The following is a 25,504-nucleotide window of genomic DNA, read 5'->3' as shown; positions in this document are numbered from 1 at the left end:
GACAGCTTTGCCATGGTCGACTGGTCCGGGGGCAATGACACCGGGTCCGCGCCGCGCAAGGATGCGATCTGGGCCTGTGTCGCCCGGGAGGGGGAGGCCGAGGCGCCGGTCTACCTGCGCAACCGCGACCTGGCCGAAACCTGGCTGGCCGAGCTGATCGCCGACGAGCTGGCGGCGGGGCGGCGGCTGTGCCTGGGCTTCGATTTCCCCTTTGGCTATCCGGCAGGCTTTGCCCGGGCGCTGACCGGGCGGGCCGATCCGCTGGCCGTCTGGGCCTGGATGGCCGAGCATCTCGAGGACAGCCCGGCGGGCAACAACCGGTTCGACCTGGCCGGGCAGATCAACCGCACCCTGGGGGATGGGCCCGGCCCGTTCTGGTTCAACGGGCTCAAACGCGAGATCGACGGGCTGCCGCGCGGGCTGGATGGCCGGGTCAATCCCTTTGCCGAGCGCCGGGCCGCCGAGGCGCAGGCCAGTGGCACCTTCACCTGCTGGCAGATGGGCGGGGCGGGGGCCGTGGGCGGCCAGGTGATGACCGGGTTGGCCCTGTTGCACCGGCTGCGCGGGCGCTTTCCCGGCCAGCTGGCGGCCTGGCCCTTCGAACCGGCGGACCGGCCCGTCGTGCTGGTCGAGACCTGGCCCACGCTGATCGATACGGTGGTCCGGGCGCGGACCGGGCCTGGGGATATCCGCGATGCCGTGCAGGTGAGCGCCGTGGCCGGGGCGCTGTCGCGGCTGGAGCCCGCCACGTTGGGCCGGATGCTGGACGTCACGGCGCCGGAAGAAGGCTGGATCCTGGGGCTGGGCCACGAGGCGGCGTTGATGGCCGCGGCTGATCCGCTGGCCCCGCCGCCGCTGCGCAACGATTGCTTTGCCCTGCCGGCCGGGGTCGACTGGACCCCGGTGGACGCCGCGTTGGCCCTGCTGCGCGACCGTCTGACGCCGGTCACCGGGCCCGAAACGCTTCCGCTGGGCGCGGCGCTGGGGCGGGTGCTGGCCGCCCCCGTCACGGCGCTGCGCGCCAACCCGCCCCAGCCCAACACGGCCGTCGACGGCTATGGCTTTGCCGGCCCGGCGCCTGACGGCCCCGTGCGCCTGCCGCTGTGCGAGGGCCGCTCCGCGGCGGGCGCCCCCTTCGGGGGCGTGGTCCCTGCGGGACAGGCGCTCAGGGTGCTGACCGGCGCGGCGCTGCCCGAGGGGGTGGATACCGTCGTGCTGGACGAGGACGTGTCGGTCGGGCGCGGGCAGGTGGCCTTTCACGGGCCGCTCAAGCGTGGGGCCAACACCCGCCGGGCCGGCGAGGACGTGGCCGAGGGTGAGGTCATCCTGCAGCCCGGCCGGGTCCTGACGCCGGCCGACCTGGCGCTGATTGCCGCCGTGGGACTGGGCGAGGTGGCGGTGCGCCGGCCGCTCAAGGTCGGCGTGCTGTCGACCGGCGACGAGATCGTCGAGCCGGGGGCAGAGGCCGGGCCGGGGCAGATCTTTGATGCCAACCGGGTGATGCTGCTGTCGATGCTGGCCCGGTTCGGGGTCGCGCCGGTCGACCTGGGCCGGGTGCCCGACGACCGGGACGCGCTGCGCGAGCGGCTCGACGGCGCGGCAGGCGAGGTGCAGGCCGTGCTGACCAGCGGCGGGGCCTCGGCCGGTGACGAGGACCACGTCTCGGCGCTGCTGCGCGAGGCCGGGGCGCTGCAGGAATGGCGCATCGCGCTGAAACCGGGCCGGCCGCTGGCCCTGGGCCTGTGGCAGGGCGTGCCGGTCTTCGGCCTGCCGGGCAACCCGGTGGCGGCCATGGTCTGCACGCTGATCTTCGCGCGGCCCGCGCTGGGGCTGCTGGCCGGGCGCGGCTGGCAAGAGCCCTGGGCGATCGAGGTGCCGGCCGCCTTCGCCAAGCGCAAGAAGCCGGGGCGGCGGGAATACCTGCGGGCGCGGCTGCGCGACGGGCGGGCCGAGGTCTTCAAGTCGGAAGGGTCGGGGCGGATCAGCGGGCTGAGCTGGGCCGAGGGTCTGGTCGAGCTGGCGGACGGCGGGCGCGAGATCCGGCCGGGCGATCCCGTGCGTTTCCTGCCGTTCTCGGCTTTCGGGCTGTAGACCCCGGAAAATTCGAATTTTCCGGGCCGGACTTTTCGAAAAGTCCGGCGCCCGAGCGGTGGGATTGTGCGCCCGAGCGGTGGGATTGTGGGCCTGGGCGGTGGGATTGTGGGCCTGGGCGGTGGGATTTTGTGTCCGCGCGACGAAATAATGTCACCGAGTGACGGGACTACAGGGCGAGACCGTGCGGCAGGGCAGCGGGATGTGATGTCAGGGCCGCGACCCCTGTGACCTGATCCGCCCTGGGCAGCCGCGGCGGGGTGCAAGCGGGTGCGAACCGGCCAGCCCGCGCAGATCAGTCGAAGGTGCCGGCCACCCGGCCCAGCAGCATGAAGGCCCGGGCCGTGCGGGTATCGCCCAGGGCCTGGATGTCGGCATCGCTGGCCTCGGCCTCGAACTCGGCGAACATGTGGTCGAACTTGCGCAGGAAGTGATGCGCCGCGTCACGGAAGATCGGATCCTGTTTCATCCGCGCGGCCGTCAGGGCCAGCGACGACCGGTCGCGCACGCCGCCCAGCGGGGCCACGGCCCGGCCGCGCACGCCCTTGGCGAATTGCCGCCAGACATCCGCCCGGGCCATGTCGGGGCGCAAGTCGTCCATGTAGATGCCATCCTGGCTGAGCAGGGTCAGCACGTCCTGGCTGGCCTGGATCAGCTGGGCCGACTTGCGGTCGCGCAGGGCGCGGCGCAGGGCGGCAAAGCCTTCCTCGTCCTCGGCCGTCTCGGGGAAGTTCAGCGCCCGGATGAAATCCGAGGCCGGCGGCGGCGGCACCAGGGCCTCGGCCGGGGTGCCCAGTTCAAGCGAGGTCTGTCCATCCTCGCCGGTCGGCGCCGGGGCCGAGGGGGCGGGGGCCATGGCGCGGGGCACGGCGGCGGCCTCGCGCTCGCGCACGCTGGAAAAGATCGCCAGGGCGGTTTCGGCCTTGCGCGTGGCCTCGACGATCTCGTCGAGCTTCTTTTGCACCGAGGGTTCCATCGACAGCGCGCCGCGCTGGTTCTGCGCCAGGTAGGCCTGGCGGATGGCATCGATCGCCGCCTGCAGGCGGTGGCTTTCCTCGCGCATGACCCGGCTGGCCCGCGCGGCGGTGGCCGCCACCCAGATCATGCCCACGGGCATGAAGATCGCCAGCATGGTCATCAGGAAGCGCAGGCTGTCGACCGACGTGTCGCCATCGCCCGGCACCAGCATGAAGAACAGCAGCGCCCCGCCCAGCCACAGGATGCTCAGCGCCACGGCCACGATTTCGATGGCGGTCACGCTGGGCGGCCGGGGCTGATCGTACAGGCCAAGGGGGGTCGAGCGCGCGGCTTCGGATTCGGCTGGCTTAGGTCCGCTCATGGGACGCCCTCTGTCACTCACTTGCCGGTCGGTCCGGCCTGCCGGGGCAGGCTCAGACATAGGCGACGGTCAGGACCTCGTAGGCTTTCTCGCCGCCGGGCGTGCGCACCTCGACGCTGTCGCCTTCTTCCTTGCCGATCAGGGCGCGGGCGATGGGCGACTTGATGTTGAGCAGGCCCTTTTCGATGTTGGCCTCGTGCTCACCCACGATCTGCCAGGTCTTTTCCTCGTCCGTGTCCTCGTCCACCAGCGTCACGGTCGCGCCGAACTTGATGGCGCCGGACAGCTTGGCCGGGTTGATCACGTCGGCCAGGCTGAGCACGCCTTCGAGCTCCTTGATCCGGCCTTCGATGAACGATTGTTTCTCGCGGGCGGAATGGTATTCGGCATTCTCGCTCAGATCGCCGTGCTCGCGGGCCTCGGCGATGGCGGCGATGATGGCTGGACGTTCCACGGATTTCAGCTGTTTCAGCTCGGTTTCGAGCGCAGCATGCCCCGTGGGCGTCATCGGGATCTTGTCCATTTTCTCTTGTCCTGGATAGCGTATGTGTCGGCCGCGGCCCGCCCCGCTGCGAGCCAATGCGAATTAGCATTGCCACGGGATAACGGAAACGCAAGCGGCGATCAATCGGCCTTGGGCCGGGCGGGGCGCCGCCGGCCGGTTCGGGCCGCACCGCCTGCCCAGCCCGGCAGCAGCCCGCCGCGTCGGGCGTTTTCCGCTCCGTGAAAGTGGCCCGTCAATGCATTACGACGCAACGCAGCATGTTGCCTTTGCGTATTGGGCCTGCCAGAACGACGCCTGAGCAATAATATGTCGCGGGTTGGACCTTCCCGCGCCCAGCAGCCACGGGAGACCAGCCAGCATGGCCGAGATTGAACGCGAAGCGATGGAAGTCGACGTTGTCATCGTGGGGGCGGGCCCGGCCGGGCTGTCGGCCGCGATCCGGCTGAAGCAGCTGGATGAAGACCTGGCCGTCGTGGTGCTGGAAAAAGGGTCCGAGGTCGGCGCGCATATCCTGTCGGGCGCCGTGCTGGACCCGTGCGGGCTGGACGCGCTGATCCCCGACTGGAAGGACAAGGGCGCGCCGCTGAACGTGCCGGTCAAGGATGACAATTTCTACCTGCTGGGCGAGGCGGGCAAGATGCGCATCCCCAACTGGCCGATGCCCAAGCTGATGAACAACCACGGCAATTACATCGTGTCGATGGGCAATGTCTGCCGCTGGATGGCCGAACAGGCCGAGGCCCTGGGCGTCGAGATCTTCCCCGGCATGGCCTGTTCCGAGCTGGTCTATGACGAGAACGGCGGCGTGAAGGGTGTTGTGGCCGGCGAATTCGGCAAGAACCCCGATGGCACGCCCGGCCCGGCCTATGAGCCGGGGATGGAGCTGCACGGCAAGTATGTCTTCCTGTCCGAAGGCGTGCGCGGCTCGCTGGCCAAGGAAGTCATCGAGAAATACGACCTGTCCGAGGGCCACGATCCGCAGAAATTCGGCCTGGGCATGAAGGAGATCTGGGAGATCGACCCGGCCAAGCACAAGGAAGGCTCGGTCACCCATACGATGGGCTGGCCGCTGGGCTCGAATGCCGGGGGCGGGTCTTTCATCTATCACCTTGAAAACAATCAGGTCTACGTGGGTTTCGTGGTGCACCTGAACTACAAGAACCCCTACCTGTATCCCTACATGGAATTCCAGCGGTTCAAGCATCACCCGATGGTGGCCGAGCTGCTGAAGGGCGGCAAGCGCATCGCCTATGGCGCGCGGGCGATTTCCGAGGGCGGCTACCAGTCGATGCCCAAGATGGTCGCGCCGGGCGTGGCGCTGCTGGGCTGTTCGGTGGGCATGGTCAACGTGCCCAGGATCAAGGGCAACCACAATGCCATGCTCTCGGGCAAGGCCGCGGCCGAGGCCGCCCATGCCGCGCTGCAGGCCGGCCGGTCGGGCGACGAGCTGACGGATTACGAGACCGAGGTGCGCAGCGGTGCCATCGGCGAGGACCTCAAGAAGGTGCGCAACGTCAAGCCGCTGTGGTCGACCTGGGGCCTGCCGGCCTCGCTGTCGCTGGGCGGGCTGGACATGTGGACCAACGAGCTGTTCGGCTTCTCGCTCTTCGGCACGCTGAAACACGGCGAAAGCGATGCGGCGGCCACGCGGCAGGCGTCGGGCTTTGAGCCGATCGATTATCCCCGGCCGGATGGCACGCTCAGCTTCGACCGGCTGACCAATGTCAGCTTCTCGATGACCAACCACGAGGAAAGCCAGCCCTGCCACCTGCAGCTGAAGGACAAGCACGTGCCGATCGCGGTCAACCTGCGGTCCTATGCCGAGCCGGCGCAGCGGTATTGTCCGGCGGGGGTCTACGAGGTGGTCGAGGAAGAGGGCAAGGAGCCGCGTTTCGTGATCAACTTCCAGAACTGCGTGCATTGCAAGACCTGCGACATCAAGGACCCCAGCCAGAACATCAACTGGACGGTGCCCCAGGGCGGCGACGGGCCGAACTATCCCAACATGTGAGGTCAGGGTAGGGCGGGGCTTGCCCCGCCGCCCGGCCGGCGGGCGCACATCCTGCCCGCGCGGCGGGGCCAGCCCCGCCCTACGCCCGGAAAATGCCGTTTCACGGCGGGAAAGCGCGGATGTGATGCATCCGGGCCACGGCGGCCATTGCGCGGCCCGGGCCTTTCCCATAGCCTCTCAGCCATCAAAACGACGAGGCAGTCTATCGTGAGTGTGTTGACCTTGTCCCGCGCGGCGATCGCGGGGCTCTTCCTTGGGGCACTGGCGCCCCAGATCGCCCCTGCAGAAACCTCGGCCGGGGCCTACCTTGCCGCCCGTGTCGCCCTGTTCAACAGCGATTTCGACGAAGCCGCGTCCTACTACGCCCAGGCGTTGATGCGCGACCCCGGCAATGCCACGCTGATGGAGCATGTCGTCACCGCCCAGCTGGCGCTCGGCCGGATCGACGCCGCCCTGCCGGTGGCCCGGCGGATGGAAGACATGGGCCTGGCCAGCCAGATGGCCAACATGGTCGTCATTGCCGACATGATCGCCCAGGGCGAGTTCGACGGCCTGCTCGGCCGGGCGAGCGAGGAACAGGGCGTCAGCCCGCTGGTCGACGGGCTGATGCTGGGCTGGGCCCACATGGGCGCGGGTTCGGTCTCGAAGGCCCTGGAACAGTTCGATGCGGTGGCCGGTGACAACGGCCTGCGCGGCTTTGCCATGTATCACAAGGCCCTGGCCCTGGCCTCGGTCGGCGATTTCGAAGGCGCCGAGGCCATCTTTGCCGATACCTCCGACGGCTCGGCCATCATGTCGCGCCGTGGCGCCCTGGCCTATGCCGAGATCCTCTCTCAGCTGGAACGCAACGGCGCGGCGGCCGACATGCTGCGCGATGCCTTCGGGCCGGGTGCCGATCCGGGCGTGACCGACCTGATCCGCCGGCTCGACGCGGGCGAGACCCTGCCGTTCACCCATGTGCGCTCGGCCCGGGACGGCATGGCCGAGATCTTCTTTTCCATCGCCGCCGTGCTCAACGGAGAAACGGCCACCGATTACGCCCTGATCTACGCACGCATGGCCAGCTACCTGCGTCCCGATCACATCGATGCCCTGCTGCTGGGCGCCGAGTTGCTGGACGAGGTCGGCCAGTACGACCTGGCCGTGGCCACCTACAAGCAGGTGCCCAAGGGCACGCCCGATTTCCATGCCGCCGAGCTGGGCCGGGCCGAGGCCCTGCGCCGGGCAGGCAAGCCCGATGCGGCGATCGAGGTTCTCGAACGGCTGGCCATCGACTATCCCGACCAGGCCGCCGTCCAGGCCGCCCTGGGGGGGCTGTTCCGCCAGCAGGAGGATTACGGCTCGGCCGCCGCGGCCTATGACCGCGCGCTCGACCTGACCCCCGAGGCTGCCGGCAACCGCTGGTTCCTGCTCTATGCCCGGGGCATCAGCCACGAACGACTGGACGAATGGCCCGATGCCGAGGCCGATTTCCGCGCCGCGCTCGATCTCAATCCCGAACAGCCCCAGGTGCTGAACTACCTGGGCTATTCGCTGGTCGAAAAGCAGGAAAAGCTGGACGAGGCGCTCGACATGATCAAGCGCGCCGTCGCCTCGCGGCCCGACAGCGGTTACATCGTCGACAGCCTGGGCTGGGTGCTTTACCGGCTGGGCCGCTATGACGAGGCCGTCGGCCACATGGAAACGGCGGTCGAGCTGATGCCCGTGGATGCCGTGGTCAACGATCACCTGGGCGATGTCTACTGGGCCGTGGGCCGGCGGATGGAAGCCCAGTTCCAATGGCGCCGGGCCCTGTCCTTCATCGATCCGGCCGACAGCGATGCCGAGGCCGATCCCGACCGCATCCGGCGCAAGCTCGAGGTCGGGCTCGATACGGTGCTCTCCGAGGAAGGCGCCCCGCCGCTGGCCTTTGCCAACGACGAAGGCTGAGCCCGACACGCCCTGCAACACCCCTGGCCGCGCCTCTGCCGGCCCGGGGATCGCTCCCCCTCGCGGGCGCGCTCTCCCATCCCGTAAAGTGACCGCCCCGATGCAGGATACCCCCTCCAACGGCTTGATCGTCCCGTCCCCGGTCCCCGGTGGCGGGTTCACGGCCTTTGCCCCGGCCAAGGTCAACCTGGCCCTGCATGTCACCGGCCAGCGGGACGACGGCTATCACCTGCTCGATTCCGTGGTGGTCTTTGCCGGTACCGGCGATCAGGTCACCGTCACCCCGTCCGACCGGCTCGACCTGTCGATCGACGGGCCCGAAGGGCAGGGCCTGGCCGCCGATGACGACAATCTTGTCCTGCGCGCCGCCCGGTTCCTCGATCCGGCCGGCACCGCCGCCATCCGCCTGACCAAGCGTCTGCCCGTGGCCTCGGGGATCGGCGGCGGCTCGGCCGATGCGGCGGCCACCTTGCGCGCCCTGTCGGCGCTCTGGAGCGTGCCCCTGCCGGCTCCGGGCGCAACCGCCGCCCTTGGTGCCGATGTCCCGGTCTGCCTGGCCGGCCGGCCCTGCCGGATGCAGGGCATCGGCGATCAGCTCTCGCCGCTGCCCGCCCTGCCGGACCTGGATATCCTGCTGGTCAACCCGCGCGTCGGCGTGCCCACGGGCGCGATCTTCAAGGGCCTCCCGCGCAAGGACAACCCGCCCCTCGACCCGCTGCCCGCCACGCCCTCGGCCGTGCTGCCCTGGCTGGCGGCCCAGCGGAACGATCTCGCCCCGCCGGCCCTGGCCCAGGCCCCGGTCATTTCCGAGACCCTCGCGGCCCTGGCCGATCTTTCACCCCTGCATCACGGCATGTCCGGCTCGGGCGCAACCTGTTTCGCCCTCTTCGCCCGGGGCGCCGCCGCGCCCGCCCTGGACCGCCTGCGCCGCGCCCGCCCCGATTGGTGGTCCGCCGCGGCCGCCGTCCTCTGAGCGCAATCCTCCGACCGGGGGTCTCTAACCGCCGCCCTGTCTTCTTCTTGGTAAAAATACCGGGGGGAATCGCCCCATGGGGCGATGGGGGGCAAGGCCCCCCGCGCCGGCTCTACCGGCGCCCTGCAACACGTGACAGTGAGGTTCGCCGCTCGCTCTTCGGGCGGCCCGCCTCAAACGCTGCAGATCTCAGGCCATGGCCAACGTCAGTTCAGCCGCGACACCACGTAGCTTGCCAGGTCGCTCAGCAAGTCCCGCAGCGGATGGGCCGGCAGCACCTGCAACGCCTCGCGCGCCTTTGCCGCCCAATCCTGGGCCGTGCGCCGCGTGCTCTCCAGCGTGCCATGGGCCCGCAACAGCTCCAGCGCGGTGTCCAGGTCTCCCTCTTCCTGGCGCCCCTTCTCGATGCAACGCACCCAAAAGGCCCGTTCCTGCTCGCTCGCCGCCGCCACTGCCCGGATCACCGGCAGGGTCAGCTTGCGCTCGCGGAAATCATCGCCCACGTTCTTGCCCGTAGCGCCGCTGTCACCCTGGTAATCCAGCAGGTCATCGGCGATCTGAAAGGCAATCCCCAGCGCGTCGCCATAGGTCCGCAGCGCGTCGATCTGCGCCTCGGGCGCATCGGAAATCACCCCGCCAACCTCGCAGGCCGCGGCAAACAGCGCCGCCGTCTTGCCCCGCACCACCTGCAGGTAGATGTCTTCGCCGGTCTTCAGGTCCTGCGCCGCGGACAGCTGCAGGACCTCGCCCTCGGAAATCGTGGCCGAGGCGTTCGACAGGATGTTCAGCACCCTGAGCGACCCGGTTTCCGTCATCAGCTGGAACGACCGCGCCAGCAGGTAATCGCCGACCAGCACCGAAGACTTGTTGTCCCACAGCAGGTTGGCCGTCGGCCGCCCGCGCCGCTGGGCGCTTTCGTCGACCACGTCGTCATGCAGCAGCGTGGCCGTGTGGATGAATTCCACCGTCGCCGCCAGCTTGACGTCCAGGTCGCCCTGGTGGCCGCACAGCCTGGCCGCGGCCAGCGTCAGCATCGGCCGCAGCCGCTTGCCCCCGGCCTCGACGAGGTGGGCGGTGATCTCGGGGATACGCGGGGCGTGATCCGACACCATCCGGGCCCGGATCAGCGCGTCCACCGCGCGCATTTCTTCGTTCAGCGTCTCTGCCAGACGATCATGCGGTTTCGATATTGTGACCTGGTCCATGACGTCCCTGATGCACGGCTCGACAAAGCCGGGTCCGTGCCCTTACATCCCATTCCATGAAAGAACTTCTGCGTACCACCGACCCGACGATCGTGGCCTTTGCGTCCGCCCTTCTTGATGGGGAGGATATAGAGTGCTTTCAGATCGACGTAAACATGAGCATCCTCGAAGGCGGGATCGGGGTTTTCCCCCGGCGCCTGATGGTGCACGAGGACGATTACGACGCCGCCCTGCGCGTCATAACCGACAATGGAATCGACACCGGCCAGGGCTGATCGTCCCGGCCCGGGGGCCGGTTTCCCCCGCGATGGATGGATGATCCCGTGACCGGCTTTCCCGACGACCAGCTCAGCCTCGATGCCTTTCTGGGGGGCAAGCTGTTCCTGTTGCAGCCGAAATCGGGCTATCGCGCCGGTGTCGACCCGGTCCTGCTGGCCGCTTCGGTGCCCGCCCGCGCCGGTGAGACCGTGCTCGACATGGGCTGCGGGGCAGGGGCGGCGCTGCTTTGCCTCGGCACCCGCGTGCCCGGGCTGACCCTGGCCGGGCTCGAAGTCCAGCCGGCCTATGCCGACCTGGCGCGGCGCAATGCCGCGCGGGCCGGGCTCGACGCCCGCATCATCGACGGCGATCTGACCGCCCCGCCGCCCGATCTGCGCCAGCTCAGCTTTCATCACATTGTCGCGAACCCGCCCTATTTCGATCCGTCCGCCCGCATCCGCGCCGCCGATGACGGTCGCGAACGGGCCCTGGCCGAGGTTGCTCCGCTGTCGGCCTGGGTCGACTGCGCCGCCCGCCGCCTGCGCCCGCGCGGTTACCTGCATGTCATACAGCGCACCGATCGCCTGCCCGACCTGCTGGCCGCGGCCGCCGGCCGGTTGGGCTCGGTCGAGGTGCTGCCCCTGGCCGCGCGGGTCGGTCGGGCGCCCGAACATGTCATCTTTCGCGCCCGCAAGGACGGCCGCGCGCCCTTCCGGTTGCATGCGCCCTTGATTCTGCACCAGGGCGCCCGCCACCTGGCGGATGGTGAGGATTACAGCACCGAAATCGCCGCCGTTCTGCGCCATGGCAACATCTTGCCCTGGCCCGGCTGAAACCTGCCTTGTCTAGTGTCTGTCATAATTTCGTTTCGTCTGAGGCGTGACAGACGATCTGAATTGTGCTCCGATACACATGCGCAAGACAGAAAAGGAGATACTGGATGACCCTCAGCACGCATATTTCCGAATTGAAGCGCAAGCATCAAAGCTTGAGTGACAAGGTGGAAGAGGCGCAGCGCGCGCCGAGCGTCGACGGACTTCACATCGCTAGTCTGAAGAAACAGAAGCTGAAGCTGAAGGAAGAGATCGAGCGTCTCTCGAGTTAACCTCCAAAGCTGGCTCGGGCTGCGGTCAGTGCGCCTCCGGTGATCAGGAGGGTCGCAATGGCCAGGGACCAGCCCGGGTCCGCCACGCCGGTCAGGACCAGGATCAGGGTCGACAGCAACGGCGCCGCGTAGGAACTGGTCCCCAGAAGCTGGATATCCCCCCGCTTCACCCCGATATCCCAGACATAGAACGCCAGCCCGACCGGGCCGAGCCCCAGCGCAACCGTGGCCGCCCAGGCGCCGGGCGTGCCGGGCCAGACCGTGTCTTCGAGCGCCAGGTGCAGCCCGGCCGACAGCACGGCCGTGGCCAGGCAGAACACCGCGACCGAGGCCGTCGGCGCATCGCCCACCCGGCGCGACAGCACCGAATAGCTCGACCAGGTCAGCGCGCAGAGCAGCGCCAGACCGTAGCCGGGCAGGTAGGCCGCATCGAACCCGCCGGCCCCGCCCGAAATCAGGATCGCCGCCCCGGCAAAGCCCAGGAGTCCGCCCAGGATATGGCCCCGGCGCAGGGTCTCGCCGGGCAGCAGGCCGGAAAACAGCACGATCAGCAGGGGCCAGAGATAGGCGATCAGCCCGGCCTCGGCTGCCGGCGCCAGGCGCAGCGCCGAGAAATAGAGCGCGTGATAGCCAAACAGCCCGATCGTGCCAAAGACATAGACCCGCAGGGGCACCCGGGCCAGTTGGCCCAGCCCGCCCGACGCCGCCGTCCAGATCAGCCCCAGCGTGCCGCCGATGGCAAAGCAGATGGCGTTCAGCAGCAGCGGCGGGGTCGGTTCTGACCCGACGGTCAGCACGGCCAGCAGCGCCCAGAGCAAGACGGCCACGAAACCGGTCAGCGTGGCCTGGCGGCGGGAAAGGGCAGAGGTCATGGGGTTATTCCGGGGGTACGTCTTCGGTCGGGATGATGGTCAGCCTGTCCGACACGCCCGCCGTCTTGTCAATCTCGGACAGGATCCAGTCGCGAAAGGCCGCGATGGCCGGGCGGTCTTCGGTGCCTTTCGGGCAGAGAAAGCGGAAATGGGCCTGGGGTTTCAGCGCGACACCATAGGGCGCGACCAGCCGGCCTTCGTGCAGGTCCTTGATCACCAGCGCCCGCCGTCCCAGCGCCACGCCCGCCCCGGCCAGGGCGGCGTCGACCGCGTGGTCGGCCTGGCTGAAATGGGTGGCCAGCTGGGGTTCATGGGCCAGGCCCACGGCCCGGAACCAGGCGGCCCAGTCGCAGGGCGGCTCGACGAAATCCAGCGAATCGTCGACCAGCAGCGGCGCGCCGATCAGGCTCTCGGGGGTCGGGTATCGCTCGGCCAGTTCGGGCAGCATCACCGGCGTGACCCATTCAAAGGCCAGCGGAACCGCGTACAGCCCCTCGTCCGAGCCATAGCCAAAGCGGATCGCCACGTCGATCTCGTCGCGCTGAAAATCCATCACCCGCAGGCTGGCGGAAAAGCGCAGCTCGATCTCGGGATGGGCCTTGGCAAATTCATAGAAACGCGGCGCCATCCAGCGCGCGGTAAAGGCCGGCCCGGCGGTCACCGTCAGCGTCCGGTCGTTCTTGACCCGCCGCGCCATGCGCCAGGCCACCTGCAACGCGCGGAACCCCTCGGCCGTGCCCGGGGCCAGCGCCCGCCCGGCCTCGGTCAGTTCGACCGCCCGGTTCAGCCGGTGAAACAGCGGCTGACCCAGATGTTCCTCAAGCGACTTGATCTGGAAGGACAGCGCGGCAGGCGTCACCCCGATTTCATCGGCCGCCCGGGCAAAGGACATGTGCCGCGCTGCGGCATCAAAGGCCCGCAGGGCGGTCAGAGGGGGCAGGCGATCGGGCATTTCAGTTAAGCTGGCCTTGTCTGAAGGTCGAGAACTACTCGTTTGTCCCCCGAAAGCCTGCGGATCATATTAAGGGCAGTCAAGGGAGGCTGATCCGAACAGGAGCTTTCGATATGTTTAATTTCTCTACCGACCCGACCATCCGTCACTACATCGATGTTGCACATGCAGAACGCAGCCGGGCCATCACCGGCAGCTTCCGCAAGGTCTTTCGCGCCCTGAACCCGGTCAACTGGGTGCAGAAAGGGCCGGTCCTGGCGAACCGGCCCACCTGAGGTCATTTCAGTTTCACGCAGGCCGCCAGCGGGCGGCTTGCGCTTGGTGCGGCGGGTGGTTCAGACGAAGAACTGCCCGCCGTTTGCCGTGATGGTCGACCCGTTGATGAAACCGGCGTCGTCCGAGGCCAGGAAGGCCACGCAGCGCGCGATTTCCTCGGGCTCGCCCAGCCGGCCGGCCGGGATCTGGCCGATGATCTTCTCGCGCACCTTTTCCGGCACGGCCATGACCATTTCCGTCGCGATGTAGCCCGGGCAGATGGCATTGGCCGTGATGCCCTTGGCCGCGCCTTCCTGGGCCAGGGATTTCACGATGCCCAGGTCGCCGGCCTTGGTCGCGGCATAGTTCACCTGGCCGAACTGTCCCTTCTGACCGTTGATCGACGAGATCACGATGACCCGGCCGAAGCCGCGCTCGCGCATGCCCGGCCAGACCGGGTGCACGGTGTTGAACACGCCGGTCAGGTTGGTGTCGATCACCTGCTGCCATTGCTCGGGCGTCATCTTGTGGAACGGCGCGTCGCGGGTGATGCCCGCATTGGCCACCACCACGTCGATCGGGCCGAGGTCGGCCTCGACCTGGGCGATGCCCGCCTTGGACGCCTCGTAATTGCCCACGTCCCACTTGTAGGTCTTGATGCCGGTTTCGGCTGTGAAGCTCGCGGCGGCGTCGTCATTGCCGGCATAGCTGGCGGCGACGGTATAGCCTGCGTCCTTCAGGGCTTTGGAAATTGCGGCACCGATCCCTCTGGATCCGCCGGTGACAAGAGCAATGCGCGACATTTATGGTCTCCCTCCACTATTCTCGCGAAATCTTCTTACAGGCGCAAAATAGGCCACGCAACATTGTTGCGTGGCCAGCGCTCGCTTTCGGTCGATCAGGGACGTTCGAGGCACATGGCCACGCCCATGCCGCCGCCGATGCACAACGTTGCCAGGCCCTTCTTGGCGCCGCGGCGCTTCATTTCGAAGAGCAGCGTGTTCAGCACCCGGGCGCCGGACGCGCCGATCGGGTGGCCGATGGCGATGGCCCCGCCGTTGACGTTCACGATGGACGGATCCCAACCCATGTCCTTGTTCACCGCGCAGGCCTGGGCGGCAAAGGCCTCGTTGGCTTCGACCAGGTCGAGGTCCGACACCGACCAGCCGGCCTTGTCCAGAGCCTTGCGCGAGGCATAGATCGGGCCGACGCCCATGATCGACGGGTCGAGACCCGCGGTGGCATAAGACGCGATCCGGGCCAGCGGCTCGATGCCACGCTTTTCGGCGTCATCGGCCGACATCAGCAGCACGCCGGCGGCGCCGTCGTTGATGCCGCTGGCATTGGCCGCAGTGACCGAGCCGTCCTTGGTGAAGGCCGGGCGCAGCTTGGCCATGGCGTCGATCGTCGCGCCGTGGCGGATGTATTCGTCCTTGTCCATGACGATGTCGCCCTTGCGGGTCTTGATGGTGAAGGGGATCACCTCGTCATCGAACTTGCCGGCCTTCTGCGCGGCTTCGGCCTTGTTCTGGCTGGCCACGGCGAATTCGTCCTGCATGTCGCGGCTGATCTGCCATTGCTCGGCCACGTTCTCGGCCGTCTGGCCCATGTGATAGCCGTTGAACGCGTCCCACAGGCCGTCGCGGATCATCGTGTCGATATAGGACATGTCGCCCATTTTCTGGCCCTGGCGCAGGGTTGCGGCATGGGGGCTCATCGACATGTTTTCCTGGCCGCCGGCCACGACGATGCCCGCATCGCCCAGCTGGATATGCTGTGCGGCCAGTGCCACGGCGCGCAGGCCCGAGCCGCAGACCTGGTTGATGCCCCAGGCTGCCGCTTCCTTGGGCAGGCCGGCGTTGATATGCGCCTGGCGCGCGGGGTTCTGGCCCTGGGCGGCGGTCAGCACCTGGCCCAGGATGGTTTCCGAGACCTCTTCCTTGGCCACGCCGGCGCGTGCGACCAGCGCCTCGATCACGGCGGCGCCCAGGTCATGGGCCGGGGTGTTGGCGAACGTGCCAAGGAAGCTGCCGACGCCGGTGCGTGCAGCCGATGCGATTACAACATTGGTCATGAGATCAGTCCTCTACCAGGCCGACGGAGGCCGATGGCAGACCGCATATCGTTCAACCCCCGCCCGTCTTTCGCGGAATATCGAAATTGCGCCCTTACGGCAACCGCCCGCAGGTCGCCACGGGGGTGCAAAAGGTCGCTGGCGGGCCCGCGCGCGGGGTTGTGCCGATCTGGTGGGCCGTTGCTACGCCCGCCGGGCTTTTTTCATGGCCTCGATCCAGGGCGGACGCACGCTGGGCGCACCGTAAAGGTGCCCCTGGATGCAATCGACGCCGATGTCGGCCAGCCAGGCCGCGTCGCGCTCGTCTTCGACCCGGGTGGCGATGCTGTACATGTCGAAACTGCGGGCCAGCCCGACCAGGGCGGTGGTCACCGCCTGGTTGTCGCGGTTGGCATGCACGCCGCGCACGAACTGGCCGTGGATCTTGACCATGTCGAACAGCAGGCTGCGGAACTGGCCCACCGCGCTCAGCCCGGCGCCGAAATCGTCCAGCGCAAAGGCGATGCCCTTCAATTGCAGGTCCATCATGAAATCGGCCACCAGTTCGGGCAGGGCGATGGCCGAGCTTTCCGAGATTTCCAGGATCAGCCGTTCGGCCACGGTCGGATGGCGTTTCAGCCCCTTGTCCAGCGTGCGCATCCAGCGGCGATAGCCGATCGACCGGGCCGACATGTTGACCGACAGTCGGATCTCGGGCACCTGGGCCAGGGTCTTGAGCGCCTTGTCCAGGCTGTCGCAATCGATCTCGCGGCCCAGTTCGGTCGGTTCGACCACGGTGATGAAATCGCGCGCCGGGATGACCCGCCCGGTCGGGTCCAGCACGCGGATCAGCCCTTCGTAAAAGGCCGTGCCATGGGGCGGGCGCAGGCCCAGCACCGGCTGGAAGGCCAGCATCGTGTCGCCCCGTTCCACCGCCGCGCGCACCATGTCCAGCGTCTGGCCGGCGCGCGCCGTGGTCGCCACGTCGAGCGGCGAGGTCGCCCCGTCGGTGATGTCGGCAAGGTCGCCCCTGCGTTTCCTGTTCCGCGTCATGTCAGCCCGTCCCGTGATCGCAGGCAGAATGGCCGACAGGGGTAAAGGCAGGCTTAAACGCCCATTTCACCGCAATTTTGCTCCAGTTTCTCGCCAATCGACGCCGGGGGCCTCAGCCCAGCCGCAACAGCCGGGTCAGCCGGTCGGCGGCATTGCCTCCGGCAACAAAGGTCATGGCTGCCTCGCGGTTCTGGAACATCTCGGCCCGCACGTGTTTCAGGCTGTCCAGCGCGTCGCGCATGTAGCCGGCGATGACCCGCCCGGGGCCGGACGGCGCATAGAAGGCCACGCGCTTGCGATGCCCGGCGCGCAGGTAGCTCATGCGCATCAGCTGGGCCAGGTTGAACATCTGGTCGCTGTCCATGGCCACCTCGCGCACGCCGCCGAGATCGCGGAATTCATTTCGGTCGGCGATCTTTTTCGGGCAATCTTCGAGCGCGTCGATGGCCTGAAGGATGCAGGCCCGGGTGATCCGCCCCGTGCAGGCGATTTCCAGCAGATCCAGGTCGGTGTTCCACTCGTAAATGCACGGCATCCCAATGTCCCCGCAGTGCAGGCCCGCGAAACATCCGCCTGGGCCACAACCTCAAGTGGTATCAGGGATCGTTAAACTTGTCTGCACTTTTCTGGAGATCCGGGCCGCTCCCGGGCCTGACGTGGCGGGAACGGCGCGCAACCGGGCGGACGGGGCTCAGCCCTCGGGCGTCTCGACCAGCCCGGCGATGATCGCCCGGGCGCTGTCGGAATACCAGTCGGCATCGCCCTGCATCCGCGCGATCTCGCGGCCCTCGGGGTCGATCAGCACGGTGATCGGCAGGCCCAGAACGGCCATTTCCCGGGCCAGCGCCTGTTTCGGGTCCTGGTGGCGGGGCAGGTTGTCGACCCCGGCCTCGGCAAAGAACTTCTGGATGCCGGCCGGCGAGTTGCGCCCGGTGGCAATGGTGACCACTTCGAAATCCGCGCCGCCGAATTCCCCCTGCAGCGCCGACAGCTGGGGCATTTCCTTGCGGCAGGGCGCACACCAGGTCGCCCAGAAGTTCAGCAGGATGTATTTCCCTTCGTAATCCGCAAGATGCCCCTGGCCGCCATCTTCGAGGTCAAAGCCCGCGCTGCCCACGGCCTTGGGCTCGCCGTGAAAGTTCAGCTTCTTCATGTCACCCGCCCGCAGCGCCTCCAGCGTGGCCACATCGGCCGCAAGAGCGGTATTTGCACCAAGCGCAAGGGCGGTATAGACGAGCGCGGCAAGGACCTTTTTCATGTTTCCTCCGAAGGAAAGCGCGATGACCGAAACGAAATCGAACCAGATGTGGGGCGGCCGCTTTGCTGCCGGCCCGGACGCGATCATGGAGGCGATCAATGCCTCGATCGGGTTCGACCGACGTCTCGCGGCGCAGGACATTGCCGGCTCTCGCGCCCATGCGGCGATGCTCGCGGCAACCGGCATCCTGACTGATAAAGACGCCGAGGCCATCCGGGAAGGACTGCTCACGATCTTGTCAGAGATCGAAGGCGGCACCTTTGCCTTTTCGACGGCGCTGGAAGACATCCACATGAATGTCGAAGCCCGGCTGAAGGACCTGATCGGCGAGCCGGCGGGCCGGCTGCACACGGGCCGGTCGCGCAACGACCAGGTGGCCACCGATTTCAAGCTCTGGGTCCGCGACCAGCTGGATGCGGCGGCCGACGGGCTGACCGCCCTGATCCGCGCCCTGCTGGCCCAGGCCGAGGCCGGGGCCGATTGGGTCATGCCCGGGTTCACCCATCTGCAGACCGCCCAGCCGGTGACCTGGGGCCACCACATGATGGCCTATGTCGAGATGTTCGGCCGCGACCTGTCGCGCGTGCGCGATGCCCGCGCCCGGATGAACGAAAGCCCGCTGGGCGCCGCCGCGCTGGCTGGCACGTCCTTCCCGATCGACCGCCACATGACGGCCGAGGCGCTTGGTTTCGACCGGCCGGCGGCCAATTCGCTCGATGCCGTGTCCGACCGCGATTTCGCGCTGGAATTCCTGTCGGTGGCCTCGATCTCGGCCATGCACCTGAGCCGCTTTGCCGAAGAGCTGGTGATCTGGTCCTCGGCCCAGTTCCGCTTTGTCACCCTGTCGGACCGGTTCTCGACCGGCTCGTCGATCATGCCGCAAAAGAAGAACCCCGATGCGGCCGAGCTGATCCGCGCCAAGATCGGCCGGATCTTTGGCGCCAATGTCGCCCTGATGACCGTGATGAAGGGCCTGCCGCTGGCCTATTCCAAGGACATGCAGGAAGACAAGGAACAGGTCTTCGACGCGGCCGACAACTGGATGCTGGCCCTGGCCGCGATGGAAGGCATGGTCAAGGACATGTCGGCCAACCGCGACAGCCTGGCCGCTGCCGCCGGCTCGGGCTTTTCCACCGCGACCGACCTGGCCGACTGGCTGGTGCGGGTCCTGGGTCTGCCGTTCCGCGATGCCCACCATGTCACCGGCAGCCTGGTGGCCATGGCCGAGGCGCGGGGCTGCGATCTGCCCGATCTGACCCTGGACGACATGCAAACGGTCCATGACGGCATCACGGCGGATGTCTTCGGTGTGCTCGGCGTGGACAATTCGGTCAATTCGCGTACATCCTACGGGGGGACCGCGCCCGACCAGGTGCGGGCACAGATCACCCGCTGGAAGGAGATCCTGGGATGACATCGCCGCGCCGCGCCGTGCTCTTGCTGACCGGGCTGTGCCTGGGGGTGGTCCTGGCCGGATGCGGCGCCGATGGCGCGCCGGAAACCCCGCCGGCGCCGATGCCCACGCCCCTGCCCGAAACCACCACCCGCGCCGCGGTCTCGATCAGCTCGTCCGGCCAGGCCCGGGTCGGGCTGGGCGTCAGCCGCGGGCCGGTGTCGGTGGGCCTCGGCCTCTGAGATGTCGCCGCTGCGGCTGATCTACCTGGGCCTGGCCATCTGGGGCGCGGTGCATCCGATGTACTGGTTCGTGTCCTGGTTCCGGACCGAAGGCTGGGACCTGTGGGCCATGGTCGATGCCTGGCATGCCAACATGGCCACCACCGGGCTGACCTGGGATCTGACCATCGCCGCCGTGGCCCTGACCGTCTTTGTCCTGGCCGAGGTCGCCGTGCGCCGCAACTGGGGCGCGCTTTGGGCCATTCCGGCGACCTTCTGCATCGGCGTCAGCTGCGGCCTGCCGCTCTACCTGTTCCTGCGCGCGCGCCCGTTGCGCTGAGCGTGGGCGCCGCGCCGCAAGGGCCCGGCCCGCAGCGGCAAGGGATGCTGCCCGGAATTTGTCACCGATTGCTGTGAATTGGAAACAATCCGGCCTCATTCTGGCCATTATCACGGCCGACATTGTGCCCAAACCCGACAGAGCAGCAGGGGCACCAGAACCATGACCGCGACCGCGACGAATACCGAAACCAAGGCGCTTCTCGAACCGCCGAAGTTCCAGGGCGCGCCCAAGGCCGAAAAGATTGTCACCGTCGCGCGCCAATACGGCGTCAGCCCGCTGCGCCAATGGCGCGAGATGACCGCGCTGTGGCTGGGCAAGACCCGCATCCCGACCCACGAGTATTACAACTTCGGCCTCTACGATCCGGCGATCCCGATGGAGGAAAAGAAGCAATATGTCGGCATCAAGGGCTCCTGGCTGATCAACAAGGAGCTGACGCCCAAGACCCTGCCCTGGGCGCGCGGCTTTGTCGGCAACAAGGTCATGTTCACCTCGCTGATCGACCGGCTGGGCTTTCGAACCACCGAGACCCAGGCCGTGGTCTCGACCCGCAGCCGCTTCGGCGCGATCCCGACGCTGGACACGCCCGAGGCGCTCGAACATTTCCTGCGCCACGATGCGCGCTACCCGCTTTTCGGCAAGCCGTCGAACTATTCGGGCAGCTTCGGCTCGGCCCTGATCGACCGGCTGGAAGGCGACGAGATCGTGCTGGGCGATGACCGGCGCCTGGGGCTGGATGCCTTCTGCCGCGAGATCATCGCCGAATACGGCGAGGGCTACCTGTTGCAGAGCGCCATCGAGCAGAACCGGGCGATGACCGAGATGGTCGGCCGGGCGATCGGCACGATCCGGCTGGTGACCATCCGCGACGGGGCGATGCCCCGGCCGTTCTACGCCCTGTGGAAGATCCCGTCGCCCAAGGCGATGTCGGACAATTTCTGGCAGGACGGCTCGATGATCGCGCCGGTCGAGATGGAGACCGGCCAGGTCGGGCAGGCCTGGATCGGCACCGGGCTGGACGCGCGCAGCATCGACAGCCATCCGGTCTCGGGGCGGGCCTTCGCGGGCTTTGCCCTGCCGTTCTGGGACGAGGCCCGGCGCATGGCGACCGAGGCCCATGCGTTGTTCCCGGAATTCGGGGTGATCGGCTGGGACGTGGCCTTTACCGAAGAGGGGCCCTTGCTGATCGAATGCAACGACAACCCGTTCCACACGCTCTACCAGATGGCGTTCCGGCGGGGGATCTGGAACGACGACACGCGGCCGGTCCTGGAGCGGACAATCGCCCGGTCCAAGGTGATGATGGACGAGAAGAAAGCAGTGCGGAAGCGGCGCGAGGACAAGCGCAAGCGGAACTGACCTCGCCCCTGCCGGGCCGCGCGGCGGCGGAGAGGGCAGGGCCGGATATTTGAGAAGAGAAAGAAGCAGCAGGTCGGGTCATGTGCCCGGCCTGTTGCGTGTTTGGCGGGCGTGTTTGGGTGGCGGGCGCGGCCCATGCGTGCCGGAGGGGTGGGGAAGGTGGAGCAGAGGGCAGTGGGTGGAATGCGGTGAGCGGAGGGCAGGGCGGAGAAGGGCAGGCGGGGTGGCCGGGGTCTTTGTCGGAAGGCGGAGCCCCTGACTGAAGGTGGCGCCCCTGGCCGGGGACAGGGCCGGATATTTTGGAAGAGAAAGAAGCAGGCGGGCCGGGCGCCCGGGGGCCGAAAGGCAGGGCGAGGGGCGTTGATTTGCGGGCCGGCTTTGCGTAATCGCGCGTCATGGATCATTTTCTCTATCGCGACGGCGCGCTCTACGCCGAGGACGTGCCCGTGGCCGAGATTGCCGCCGCGGTGGGCACGCCGTTCTACCTCTATTCCACGGCCACGCTGCTGCGCCATTACCGGCTGTTCGACGAGGCGCTCGACGGGGTGGACCACCTGGTCTGCTATGCCATGAAGGCCGCATCGAACCAGGCGATTCTGACGACCCTGGCCCGGGCCGGGGCCGGGATGGACGTGGTCAGCCAGGGTGAATACCTGCGGGCAAAGGCTGCCGGCGTGCCTGGCGACAAGATCGTCTTTTCCGGGGTCGGCAAGACCGAAGAGGAAATCACCTGCGCGCTGGAAGGCGGCATCCGCCAGTTCAACGTCGAGAGCGAGCCGGAGATGGCGGTGATCAGCCGCGTGGCCAGCCGGCTGGGCAAGGTGGCGCCGATCACCATCCGGGTGAACCCGGACGTGGATGCCAAGACCCATGCCAAGATCGCCACCGGCAAGTCCGAGAACAAGTTCGGCATCCCGATCGCCCGGGCCCGCGAGGTCTATGCCCTGGCCGCCAGCCTGCCGGGATTGCAGGTCGTGGGAATCGACGTGCATATCGGCAGCCAGCTGACCGAGCTGGAGCCCTTCGGACTTGCCTATAAAAAGGTCGCCGAGCTGACCGGGCAATTGCGCGCCGATGGCCATGACATCCGCCGGCTCGACCTGGGCGGGGGGCTGGGCATTCCCTATACCCGGTCCAACGAGGCCCCGCCGCTGCCCGTCGAATACGGCGCGCTGATCAAGGACACGCTGGGCCACCTGGGCTGCGAGATCGAGATCGAACCGGGCCGGCTGATCGCCGGCAACGCGGGGATCATGGTCAGCAAGGTGATCTATGTGAAATCGGGCGAAGGCCGCGATTTCCTGATCCTGGACGGGGCGATGAACGACCTGATCCGCCCGGCCATGTACGACGCCCACCACGACATCATCCCCGTGGCCGAGCCCGCGCCGGGGGTCGAACAGGCGGCCTATGACATCGTCGGGCCGGTCTGCGAAAGCGGCGACACCTTTGCCAAGGGGCGGATGATGCCCCCGCTGGCCGCCGGCGACCTGGTGGCCTTTCGCAGCGCCGGGGCCTATGGGGCGGTGATGTCCAGCGAGTACAATTCGCGGCTGATGATCCCCGAGGTGCTGGTTAAGGATGATCAATTCGCGGTTATCCGCCCAAGGCCAAGCTTTGACGACATGATAAATCGCGATAGCATCCCCGGGTGGCTCTGACGCAATCCGGCGACAGGGCAGCGGGAGACCTCGATGCCATCAACCGACCGCTCCGCCCTAGCGCTGCGTGATCTTCGCCGTCCCCTGGTCCTGACCCGCCTGGGTCTGGTGGCCGAACGGCTCTGGCGGGCCTTCTGGCCCGTCCTGTCGGTGCTGATGGTCGTGCTGGCCGCGCTGATGCTGGGCCTGCAGGACCTGCTGGCCGTCGAGATCGTCTGGGGCGCAGCGGTGCTGTCGGTGCTGGGCCTGGGCGCGGCCCTGGTCCGCGGGGCGATGCAGTTCCGCTGGCCGAGCCGGGCCGAGGCCCTGGCCCGGCTGGATGAAACCATGCCCGGCCGGCCGATCCAGGCGCTGATCGACGACCAGGCCATCGGCAATGACGATCCGGCCTCGATTGCCGTCTGGCAGGCCCACCAGGCCCGCATGGCCGCCCGCGCGTCAAAGGCCCGGGCGCCCCAGCCCGACCTGCGCCTGGCCGCCCGCGATCCCTTTGCCCTGCGCTATGTCGCCGCCCTGGCCCTGGCCATGGGCCTGATCTTCGGCTCGATCCTGCGCGTGCAATCGGTGTCGGACATGGCCCCGGGCGGCACGGCCCAGGCCGCGGCCGGCCCGTCCTGGGAAGGCTGGATCGAACCGCCGCGCTATACCGGCCTGCCGACGATCTACCTGGCTGACACCGAAGGCGACACGCTGGACATTGCCGAAGGCGCGCGCATCACCCTGCGGTTCTACGGCGAGGTCGGCGCGCTGACCCTGTCGGAAACCGTGTCGGGCCGCACCGAAGACCTGCCGTCGGCCTCGGCTCCCAGCCAGGATTTCATCGTTACCCAGCCCGGCCGGATCGCCATCGACGGCCCCGGCGGCCGGGCCTGGCAGGTCGCCCTGGTCGATGACGCCGATCCCCAGGTCGACATCACCGGCGCGCCCGAAGCCGAGGCCGCCGGCCAGATGAGCCTGCCCTTCACGGCCTCCGACGATTACGGCGTGATCGGCGGCCAGGCCACCATCGCCCTGGATCTGCCGGCCATCGAACGCCGCCACGGTCTGCAGATCGACCCGGAACCGCGCGAGCCGATCGTGGTCACCCTGCCCATGCCCATCGCCGGCGACCGCCGGCTGTTCACCGAAAGCCTGATCGAGGACTTTTCCGAACATCCCTTTGCCAACCTGCCCGTGACCTTCACCCTGATGGTCGAGGACGAGACCGGCCAGACCGGCGAAACCGCGGCCTTTTCCCATGTGCTGCCCGCCCGCCGGTTCTTTGATCCGCTGGCCGGGGCGATCATCGAACAGCGCCGCGACCTGCTGTGGAACCGCGACAACGGCCCGCGCATCGCCCAGGTCCTGCGCGCGGTGTCCTACCGGCCCGAAGAGATCTTTCGGTCGGACACGGCCTATCTGCGCCTGCGGGTGATCCTGCGCCGGCTCGAATTGTTCAACGAATACGGCATCACCGACGACCAGCAGGCCGAGATCGCCCAGGCGCTCTGGGACCTGGCCATCATCCTCGAAGAAGGCGACCTGGGCGATGCGCTGGAACGGCTGCGCCGGGCCCAGGAGCGCCTGTCCGAGGCCATGAAGAACGGCGCGTCGGACCAGGAGATCGCCGAGCTGATGCAGGAACTGCGCGAGGCGACCGACGATTACATGCGCCAGCTGTCGCGCCAGGCCCAGCAGGATGGCCAGCAGGGCGACCAGGGCCAGCAGATGTCCGAGAATTCGATGCAGATGTCGCAGGACGACCTGCAGCGCATGATGGACCGCATCCAGGAGCTGATGGAACAGGGCCGCATGGCCGAGGCCGAACAGGCCCTGCGCGAGCTTCAGCAGATGATGGAAAACATGCGCGTGACCCAGGGCCAGGGGCAGGGCCAGCAGTCCGAGGGCCAGCAGGCCATGGAAGGGCTGGCCGAGACCCTGCGCGACCAGCAGGGCCTGAGCGACGAGGCCTTCCGCGACCTGCAGGAGCAATTCAACCCGGGCGCCAATTCCGGCCAGAGCCAGCAGAACCAGGGCAGCGAAGGCCAGGGCCAGGGGCAGGGCGAACGCCACGGCCAGCAGGGGCAGGGCCAGGGACAGCAGGGCCAGCAGCCCGGCCAGGGCCAGCCCGATGCCGATGCGCTGGCCGAGCGCCAGCGGGCCCTGCGCGACGAGCTGGGCCGCCAGCAGCAGAACCTGCCGGGCGCCGGCACGCCGGAAGGCGATGCCGTGCAGCGGTCGCTGGACCGGGCCGGCCGGGCAATGGACGAGGCCGAGGATGCGCTGCGCGAGGATGACCTGGCCGGGGCGATCGACCGCCAGGCCGAGGCCATGGATGCCCTGCGCGAGGGCATGCGCGAACTGGGCGACCAGATGGCCCAGCAGCAACAGCAGGGCCAGCCGGGTCAGGGCAACAGCGAAGGCGACCGCCAGGCCCAGAACCGCGACCCGCTGGGCCGTGACCAGGGCTCGAACGGCTCGCTGGCCACCGACGATTCGCTGTTGCAGGGCGAGGATGTCTATCGCCGGGCGCAGGAACTGCTGGACGAGATCCGCCGCCGCTCGGGCGAGGGCGAACGCCCGGATGTCGAACTGGACTACCTGCGCCGCCTGCTGGAACGGTTCTGAACCGACTGGGATCGCCGGGCAGGGATCTCCGGGAACCGACTGGGTGGGGGCTGAAGGGCTC

General features: G+C 68.1%; 24 protein-coding genes. 14 read left to right on the top strand and 10 right to left on the bottom strand.

Features of this window, described 5'->3' with window-relative positions; genetic code table 11:
- Positions 1–12: 12 nt before the first annotated feature.
- Positions 13–2,091 carry a molybdopterin-binding protein gene (locus ACK3BB_RS20475; RefSeq protein ID WP_428928776.1) on the top strand — a complete coding sequence of 693 codons (2,079 nt, stop codon included), beginning with the start codon at positions 13–15 and terminating at the stop codon, positions 2,089–2,091.
- 295 nt (positions 2,092–2,386) lie between these two features.
- Here the strand turns inward: ACK3BB_RS20475 and ACK3BB_RS20470 are convergent, their stop codons facing one another.
- Entirely contained in the window at positions 2,387–3,430 is a 1,044-nt protein-coding gene (locus ACK3BB_RS20470; protein ID WP_428926491.1) for a hypothetical protein, read from the bottom strand.
- A 52-nt stretch (positions 3,431–3,482) separates the two neighbouring features.
- Positions 3,483–3,953, bottom strand: coding sequence for a transcription elongation factor GreA (greA, locus tag ACK3BB_RS20465; protein ID WP_428926490.1), 471 nt, complete (start codon positions 3,951–3,953; stop codon positions 3,483–3,485).
- A gap of 340 nt (positions 3,954–4,293) precedes the next feature.
- Here greA and ACK3BB_RS20460 point away from each other — a divergent pair, with 340 nt between their 5' ends.
- The 3 genes from ACK3BB_RS20460 to ACK3BB_RS20450 all read left to right on the top strand — a co-directional run bounded on the left by ACK3BB_RS20460 (position 4,294) and on the right by ACK3BB_RS20450 (position 8,848).
- Positions 4,294–5,946 (top strand): electron transfer flavoprotein-ubiquinone oxidoreductase, encoded by a 1,653-nt coding sequence (locus ACK3BB_RS20460; protein ID WP_428926489.1) that lies wholly within the window; start codon positions 4,294–4,296, stop codon positions 5,944–5,946.
- 213 nt (positions 5,947–6,159) lie between these two features.
- On the top strand, positions 6,160–7,875 hold the full coding sequence (locus tag ACK3BB_RS20455) for a tetratricopeptide repeat protein (RefSeq protein WP_428928775.1): 1,716 nt from the start codon (positions 6,160–6,162) through the stop codon (positions 7,873–7,875).
- A gap of 100 nt (positions 7,876–7,975) precedes the next feature.
- Positions 7,976–8,848, top strand: coding sequence for a 4-(cytidine 5'-diphospho)-2-C-methyl-D-erythritol kinase (locus tag ACK3BB_RS20450; protein WP_428926488.1), 873 nt, complete (start codon positions 7,976–7,978; stop codon positions 8,846–8,848).
- 206 nt (positions 8,849–9,054) lie between these two features.
- Here ACK3BB_RS20450 and ACK3BB_RS20445 read toward each other — a convergent pair whose 3' ends face one another.
- The gene (locus ACK3BB_RS20445; RefSeq protein ID WP_428926487.1) at positions 9,055–10,053 is read right to left on the bottom strand and encodes a polyprenyl synthetase family protein; all 999 of its coding nucleotides are present in this window, start codon (positions 10,051–10,053) and stop codon (positions 9,055–9,057) included.
- A 56-nt stretch (positions 10,054–10,109) separates the two neighbouring features.
- Here ACK3BB_RS20445 and ACK3BB_RS20440 point away from each other — a divergent pair, with 56 nt between their 5' ends.
- The 3 genes from ACK3BB_RS20440 to ACK3BB_RS20430 all read left to right on the top strand — a co-directional run bounded on the left by ACK3BB_RS20440 (position 10,110) and on the right by ACK3BB_RS20430 (position 11,416).
- Positions 10,110–10,328, top strand: coding sequence for a DUF2007 domain-containing protein (locus ACK3BB_RS20440; RefSeq protein WP_428926486.1), 219 nt, complete (start codon positions 10,110–10,112; stop codon positions 10,326–10,328).
- A gap of 48 nt (positions 10,329–10,376) precedes the next feature.
- Positions 10,377–11,144, top strand: a complete 768-nt coding sequence (locus ACK3BB_RS20435) for a tRNA1(Val) (adenine(37)-N6)-methyltransferase (protein ID WP_428926485.1) — start codon at positions 10,377–10,379, stop codon at positions 11,142–11,144.
- Positions 11,145–11,251: 107 nt separating this feature from the next.
- A complete protein-coding gene (locus ACK3BB_RS20430; RefSeq protein ID WP_428926484.1) occupies positions 11,252–11,416 on the top strand; it encodes a YdcH family protein in 165 nt (54 codons plus the stop codon).
- Here the strand turns inward: ACK3BB_RS20430 and yddG are convergent.
- Together yddG and gcvA are read right to left on the bottom strand one after the other, a co-directional pair.
- Complete coding sequence (yddG, locus tag ACK3BB_RS20425; RefSeq protein ID WP_428926483.1) at positions 11,413–12,288, bottom strand: aromatic amino acid exporter YddG; 876 nt, start codon at positions 12,286–12,288, stop codon at positions 11,413–11,415. The two genes, ACK3BB_RS20430 and yddG, sit on opposite strands and share 4 nt — an antisense overlap.
- A 4-nt stretch (positions 12,289–12,292) precedes the next feature.
- Entirely contained in the window at positions 12,293–13,240 is a 948-nt protein-coding gene (gcvA, locus tag ACK3BB_RS20420) for a transcriptional regulator GcvA (protein ID WP_428926482.1), read from the bottom strand.
- 113 nt (positions 13,241–13,353) lie between these two features.
- Between gcvA and ACK3BB_RS20415 the strand changes: the two genes are divergently transcribed.
- Positions 13,354–13,515 (top strand): hypothetical protein, encoded by a 162-nt coding sequence (locus ACK3BB_RS20415; RefSeq protein ID WP_428926481.1) that lies wholly within the window; start codon positions 13,354–13,356, stop codon positions 13,513–13,515.
- A 60-nt stretch (positions 13,516–13,575) separates the two neighbouring features.
- Here ACK3BB_RS20415 and phbB read toward each other — a convergent pair whose 3' ends face one another.
- The 5 genes from phbB to ACK3BB_RS20390 form a co-directional block, all read right to left on the bottom strand.
- Positions 13,576–14,298: an acetoacetyl-CoA reductase gene (gene phbB, locus ACK3BB_RS20410; RefSeq protein ID WP_428926480.1), complete on the bottom strand. Its 723-nt coding sequence runs from the start codon at positions 14,296–14,298 to the stop codon at positions 13,576–13,578.
- Between the two features lie 95 nt (positions 14,299–14,393).
- Positions 14,394–15,569 carry an acetyl-CoA C-acetyltransferase gene (locus ACK3BB_RS20405; RefSeq protein WP_428926479.1) on the bottom strand — a complete coding sequence of 392 codons (1,176 nt, stop codon included), beginning with the start codon at positions 15,567–15,569 and terminating at the stop codon, positions 14,394–14,396.
- Between the two features lie 183 nt (positions 15,570–15,752).
- Complete coding sequence (locus ACK3BB_RS20400; RefSeq protein ID WP_428926478.1) at positions 15,753–16,601, bottom strand: EAL domain-containing protein; 849 nt, start codon at positions 16,599–16,601, stop codon at positions 15,753–15,755.
- 112 nt (positions 16,602–16,713) lie between these two features.
- Positions 16,714–17,136 (bottom strand): hypothetical protein, encoded by a 423-nt coding sequence (locus ACK3BB_RS20395; RefSeq protein WP_428926477.1) that lies wholly within the window; start codon positions 17,134–17,136, stop codon positions 16,714–16,716.
- A 156-nt stretch (positions 17,137–17,292) separates the two neighbouring features.
- The gene (locus ACK3BB_RS20390) at positions 17,293–17,859 is read right to left on the bottom strand and encodes a TlpA disulfide reductase family protein (protein WP_428926476.1); all 567 of its coding nucleotides are present in this window, start codon (positions 17,857–17,859) and stop codon (positions 17,293–17,295) included.
- A gap of 22 nt (positions 17,860–17,881) precedes the next feature.
- On the opposite strand from ACK3BB_RS20390, the gene argH reads away from it, so the two are divergent.
- The 6 genes from argH (at position 17,882) to ACK3BB_RS20360 (ending at position 25,443) form a co-directional block, all read left to right on the top strand.
- Positions 17,882–19,273: an argininosuccinate lyase gene (gene argH / locus ACK3BB_RS20385; protein ID WP_428926475.1), complete on the top strand. Its 1,392-nt coding sequence runs from the start codon at positions 17,882–17,884 to the stop codon at positions 19,271–19,273.
- Positions 19,270–19,494 carry an argininosuccinate lyase gene (locus ACK3BB_RS20380; RefSeq protein ID WP_428926474.1) on the top strand — a complete coding sequence of 75 codons (225 nt, stop codon included), beginning with the start codon at positions 19,270–19,272 and terminating at the stop codon, positions 19,492–19,494. Before argH ends, ACK3BB_RS20380 begins: the two co-directional genes overlap by 4 nt.
- A 1-nt stretch (position 19,495) precedes the next feature.
- A complete protein-coding gene (locus ACK3BB_RS20375; protein ID WP_428926473.1) occupies positions 19,496–19,813 on the top strand; it encodes a DUF2834 domain-containing protein in 318 nt (105 codons plus the stop codon).
- Positions 19,814–19,975: 162 nt separating this feature from the next.
- Positions 19,976–21,175 carry a sugar-transfer associated ATP-grasp domain-containing protein gene (locus tag ACK3BB_RS20370; RefSeq protein WP_428926472.1) on the top strand — a complete coding sequence of 400 codons (1,200 nt, stop codon included), beginning with the start codon at positions 19,976–19,978 and terminating at the stop codon, positions 21,173–21,175.
- 395 nt (positions 21,176–21,570) lie between these two features.
- Positions 21,571–22,836: a diaminopimelate decarboxylase gene (gene lysA / locus ACK3BB_RS20365; RefSeq protein WP_428926471.1), complete on the top strand. Its 1,266-nt coding sequence runs from the start codon at positions 21,571–21,573 to the stop codon at positions 22,834–22,836.
- Between the two features lie 33 nt (positions 22,837–22,869).
- Positions 22,870–25,443: a TIGR02302 family protein gene (locus tag ACK3BB_RS20360; protein WP_428926470.1), complete on the top strand. Its 2,574-nt coding sequence runs from the start codon at positions 22,870–22,872 to the stop codon at positions 25,441–25,443.
- Positions 25,444–25,504: the final 61 nt, after the last annotated feature.

The sequence above is a fragment of the Marinibacterium sp. SX1 genome (genome assembly GCF_050389775.1).
Classification (GTDB): domain Bacteria; phylum Pseudomonadota; class Alphaproteobacteria; order Rhodobacterales; family Rhodobacteraceae; genus Marinibacterium.
Note: the sequence above shows the minus strand (reverse complement) of the source record. Positions and strands in the feature narration are given on the sequence as shown.

Excerpts from the sequence above, each read along its gene's own strand:
- yddG (WP_428926483.1), bottom strand. The coding sequence starts at position 12,288 with ATGACCTCTGCCCTTTCCCGCCGCCAGGCCACGCTGACCGGTTTCGTG.
- ACK3BB_RS20395 (WP_428926477.1), bottom strand. The coding sequence starts at position 17,136 with ATGCCGTGCATTTACGAGTGGAACACCGACCTGGATCTGCTGGAAATC.
- ACK3BB_RS20370 (WP_428926472.1), top strand. The coding sequence starts at position 19,976 with ATGACCGCGACCGCGACGAATACCGAAACCAAGGCGCTTCTCGAACCG.
- ACK3BB_RS20430 (WP_428926484.1), top strand. The coding sequence starts at position 11,252 with ATGACCCTCAGCACGCATATTTCCGAATTGAAGCGCAAGCATCAAAGC.
- ACK3BB_RS20415 (WP_428926481.1), top strand. The coding sequence starts at position 13,354 with ATGTTTAATTTCTCTACCGACCCGACCATCCGTCACTACATCGATGTT.
- ACK3BB_RS20380 (WP_428926474.1), top strand. The coding sequence starts at position 19,270 with ATGACATCGCCGCGCCGCGCCGTGCTCTTGCTGACCGGGCTGTGCCTG.
- ACK3BB_RS20450 (WP_428926488.1), top strand. The coding sequence starts at position 7,976 with ATGCAGGATACCCCCTCCAACGGCTTGATCGTCCCGTCCCCGGTCCCC.
- lysA (WP_428926471.1), top strand. The coding sequence starts at position 21,571 with ATGGATCATTTTCTCTATCGCGACGGCGCGCTCTACGCCGAGGACGTG.
- ACK3BB_RS20400 (WP_428926478.1), bottom strand. The coding sequence starts at position 16,601 with ATGACGCGGAACAGGAAACGCAGGGGCGACCTTGCCGACATCACCGAC.
- ACK3BB_RS20375 (WP_428926473.1), top strand. The coding sequence starts at position 19,496 with ATGTCGCCGCTGCGGCTGATCTACCTGGGCCTGGCCATCTGGGGCGCG.
- ACK3BB_RS20440 (WP_428926486.1), top strand. The coding sequence starts at position 10,110 with ATGAAAGAACTTCTGCGTACCACCGACCCGACGATCGTGGCCTTTGCG.
- ACK3BB_RS20445 (WP_428926487.1), bottom strand. The coding sequence starts at position 10,053 with ATGGACCAGGTCACAATATCGAAACCGCATGATCGTCTGGCAGAGACG.
- ACK3BB_RS20460 (WP_428926489.1), top strand. The coding sequence starts at position 4,294 with ATGGCCGAGATTGAACGCGAAGCGATGGAAGTCGACGTTGTCATCGTG.
- ACK3BB_RS20390 (WP_428926476.1), bottom strand. The coding sequence starts at position 17,859 with ATGAAAAAGGTCCTTGCCGCGCTCGTCTATACCGCCCTTGCGCTTGGT.
- ACK3BB_RS20360 (WP_428926470.1), top strand. The coding sequence starts at position 22,870 with ATGCCATCAACCGACCGCTCCGCCCTAGCGCTGCGTGATCTTCGCCGT.
- greA (WP_428926490.1), bottom strand. The coding sequence starts at position 3,953 with ATGGACAAGATCCCGATGACGCCCACGGGGCATGCTGCGCTCGAAACC.
- ACK3BB_RS20470 (WP_428926491.1), bottom strand. The coding sequence starts at position 3,430 with ATGAGCGGACCTAAGCCAGCCGAATCCGAAGCCGCGCGCTCGACCCCC.
- argH (WP_428926475.1), top strand. The coding sequence starts at position 17,882 with ATGACCGAAACGAAATCGAACCAGATGTGGGGCGGCCGCTTTGCTGCC.
- ACK3BB_RS20405 (WP_428926479.1), bottom strand. The coding sequence starts at position 15,569 with ATGACCAATGTTGTAATCGCATCGGCTGCACGCACCGGCGTCGGCAGC.
- ACK3BB_RS20475 (WP_428928776.1), top strand. The coding sequence starts at position 13 with ATGGTCGACTGGTCCGGGGGCAATGACACCGGGTCCGCGCCGCGCAAG.
- gcvA (WP_428926482.1), bottom strand. The coding sequence starts at position 13,240 with ATGCCCGATCGCCTGCCCCCTCTGACCGCCCTGCGGGCCTTTGATGCC.
- phbB (WP_428926480.1), bottom strand. The coding sequence starts at position 14,298 with ATGTCGCGCATTGCTCTTGTCACCGGCGGATCCAGAGGGATCGGTGCC.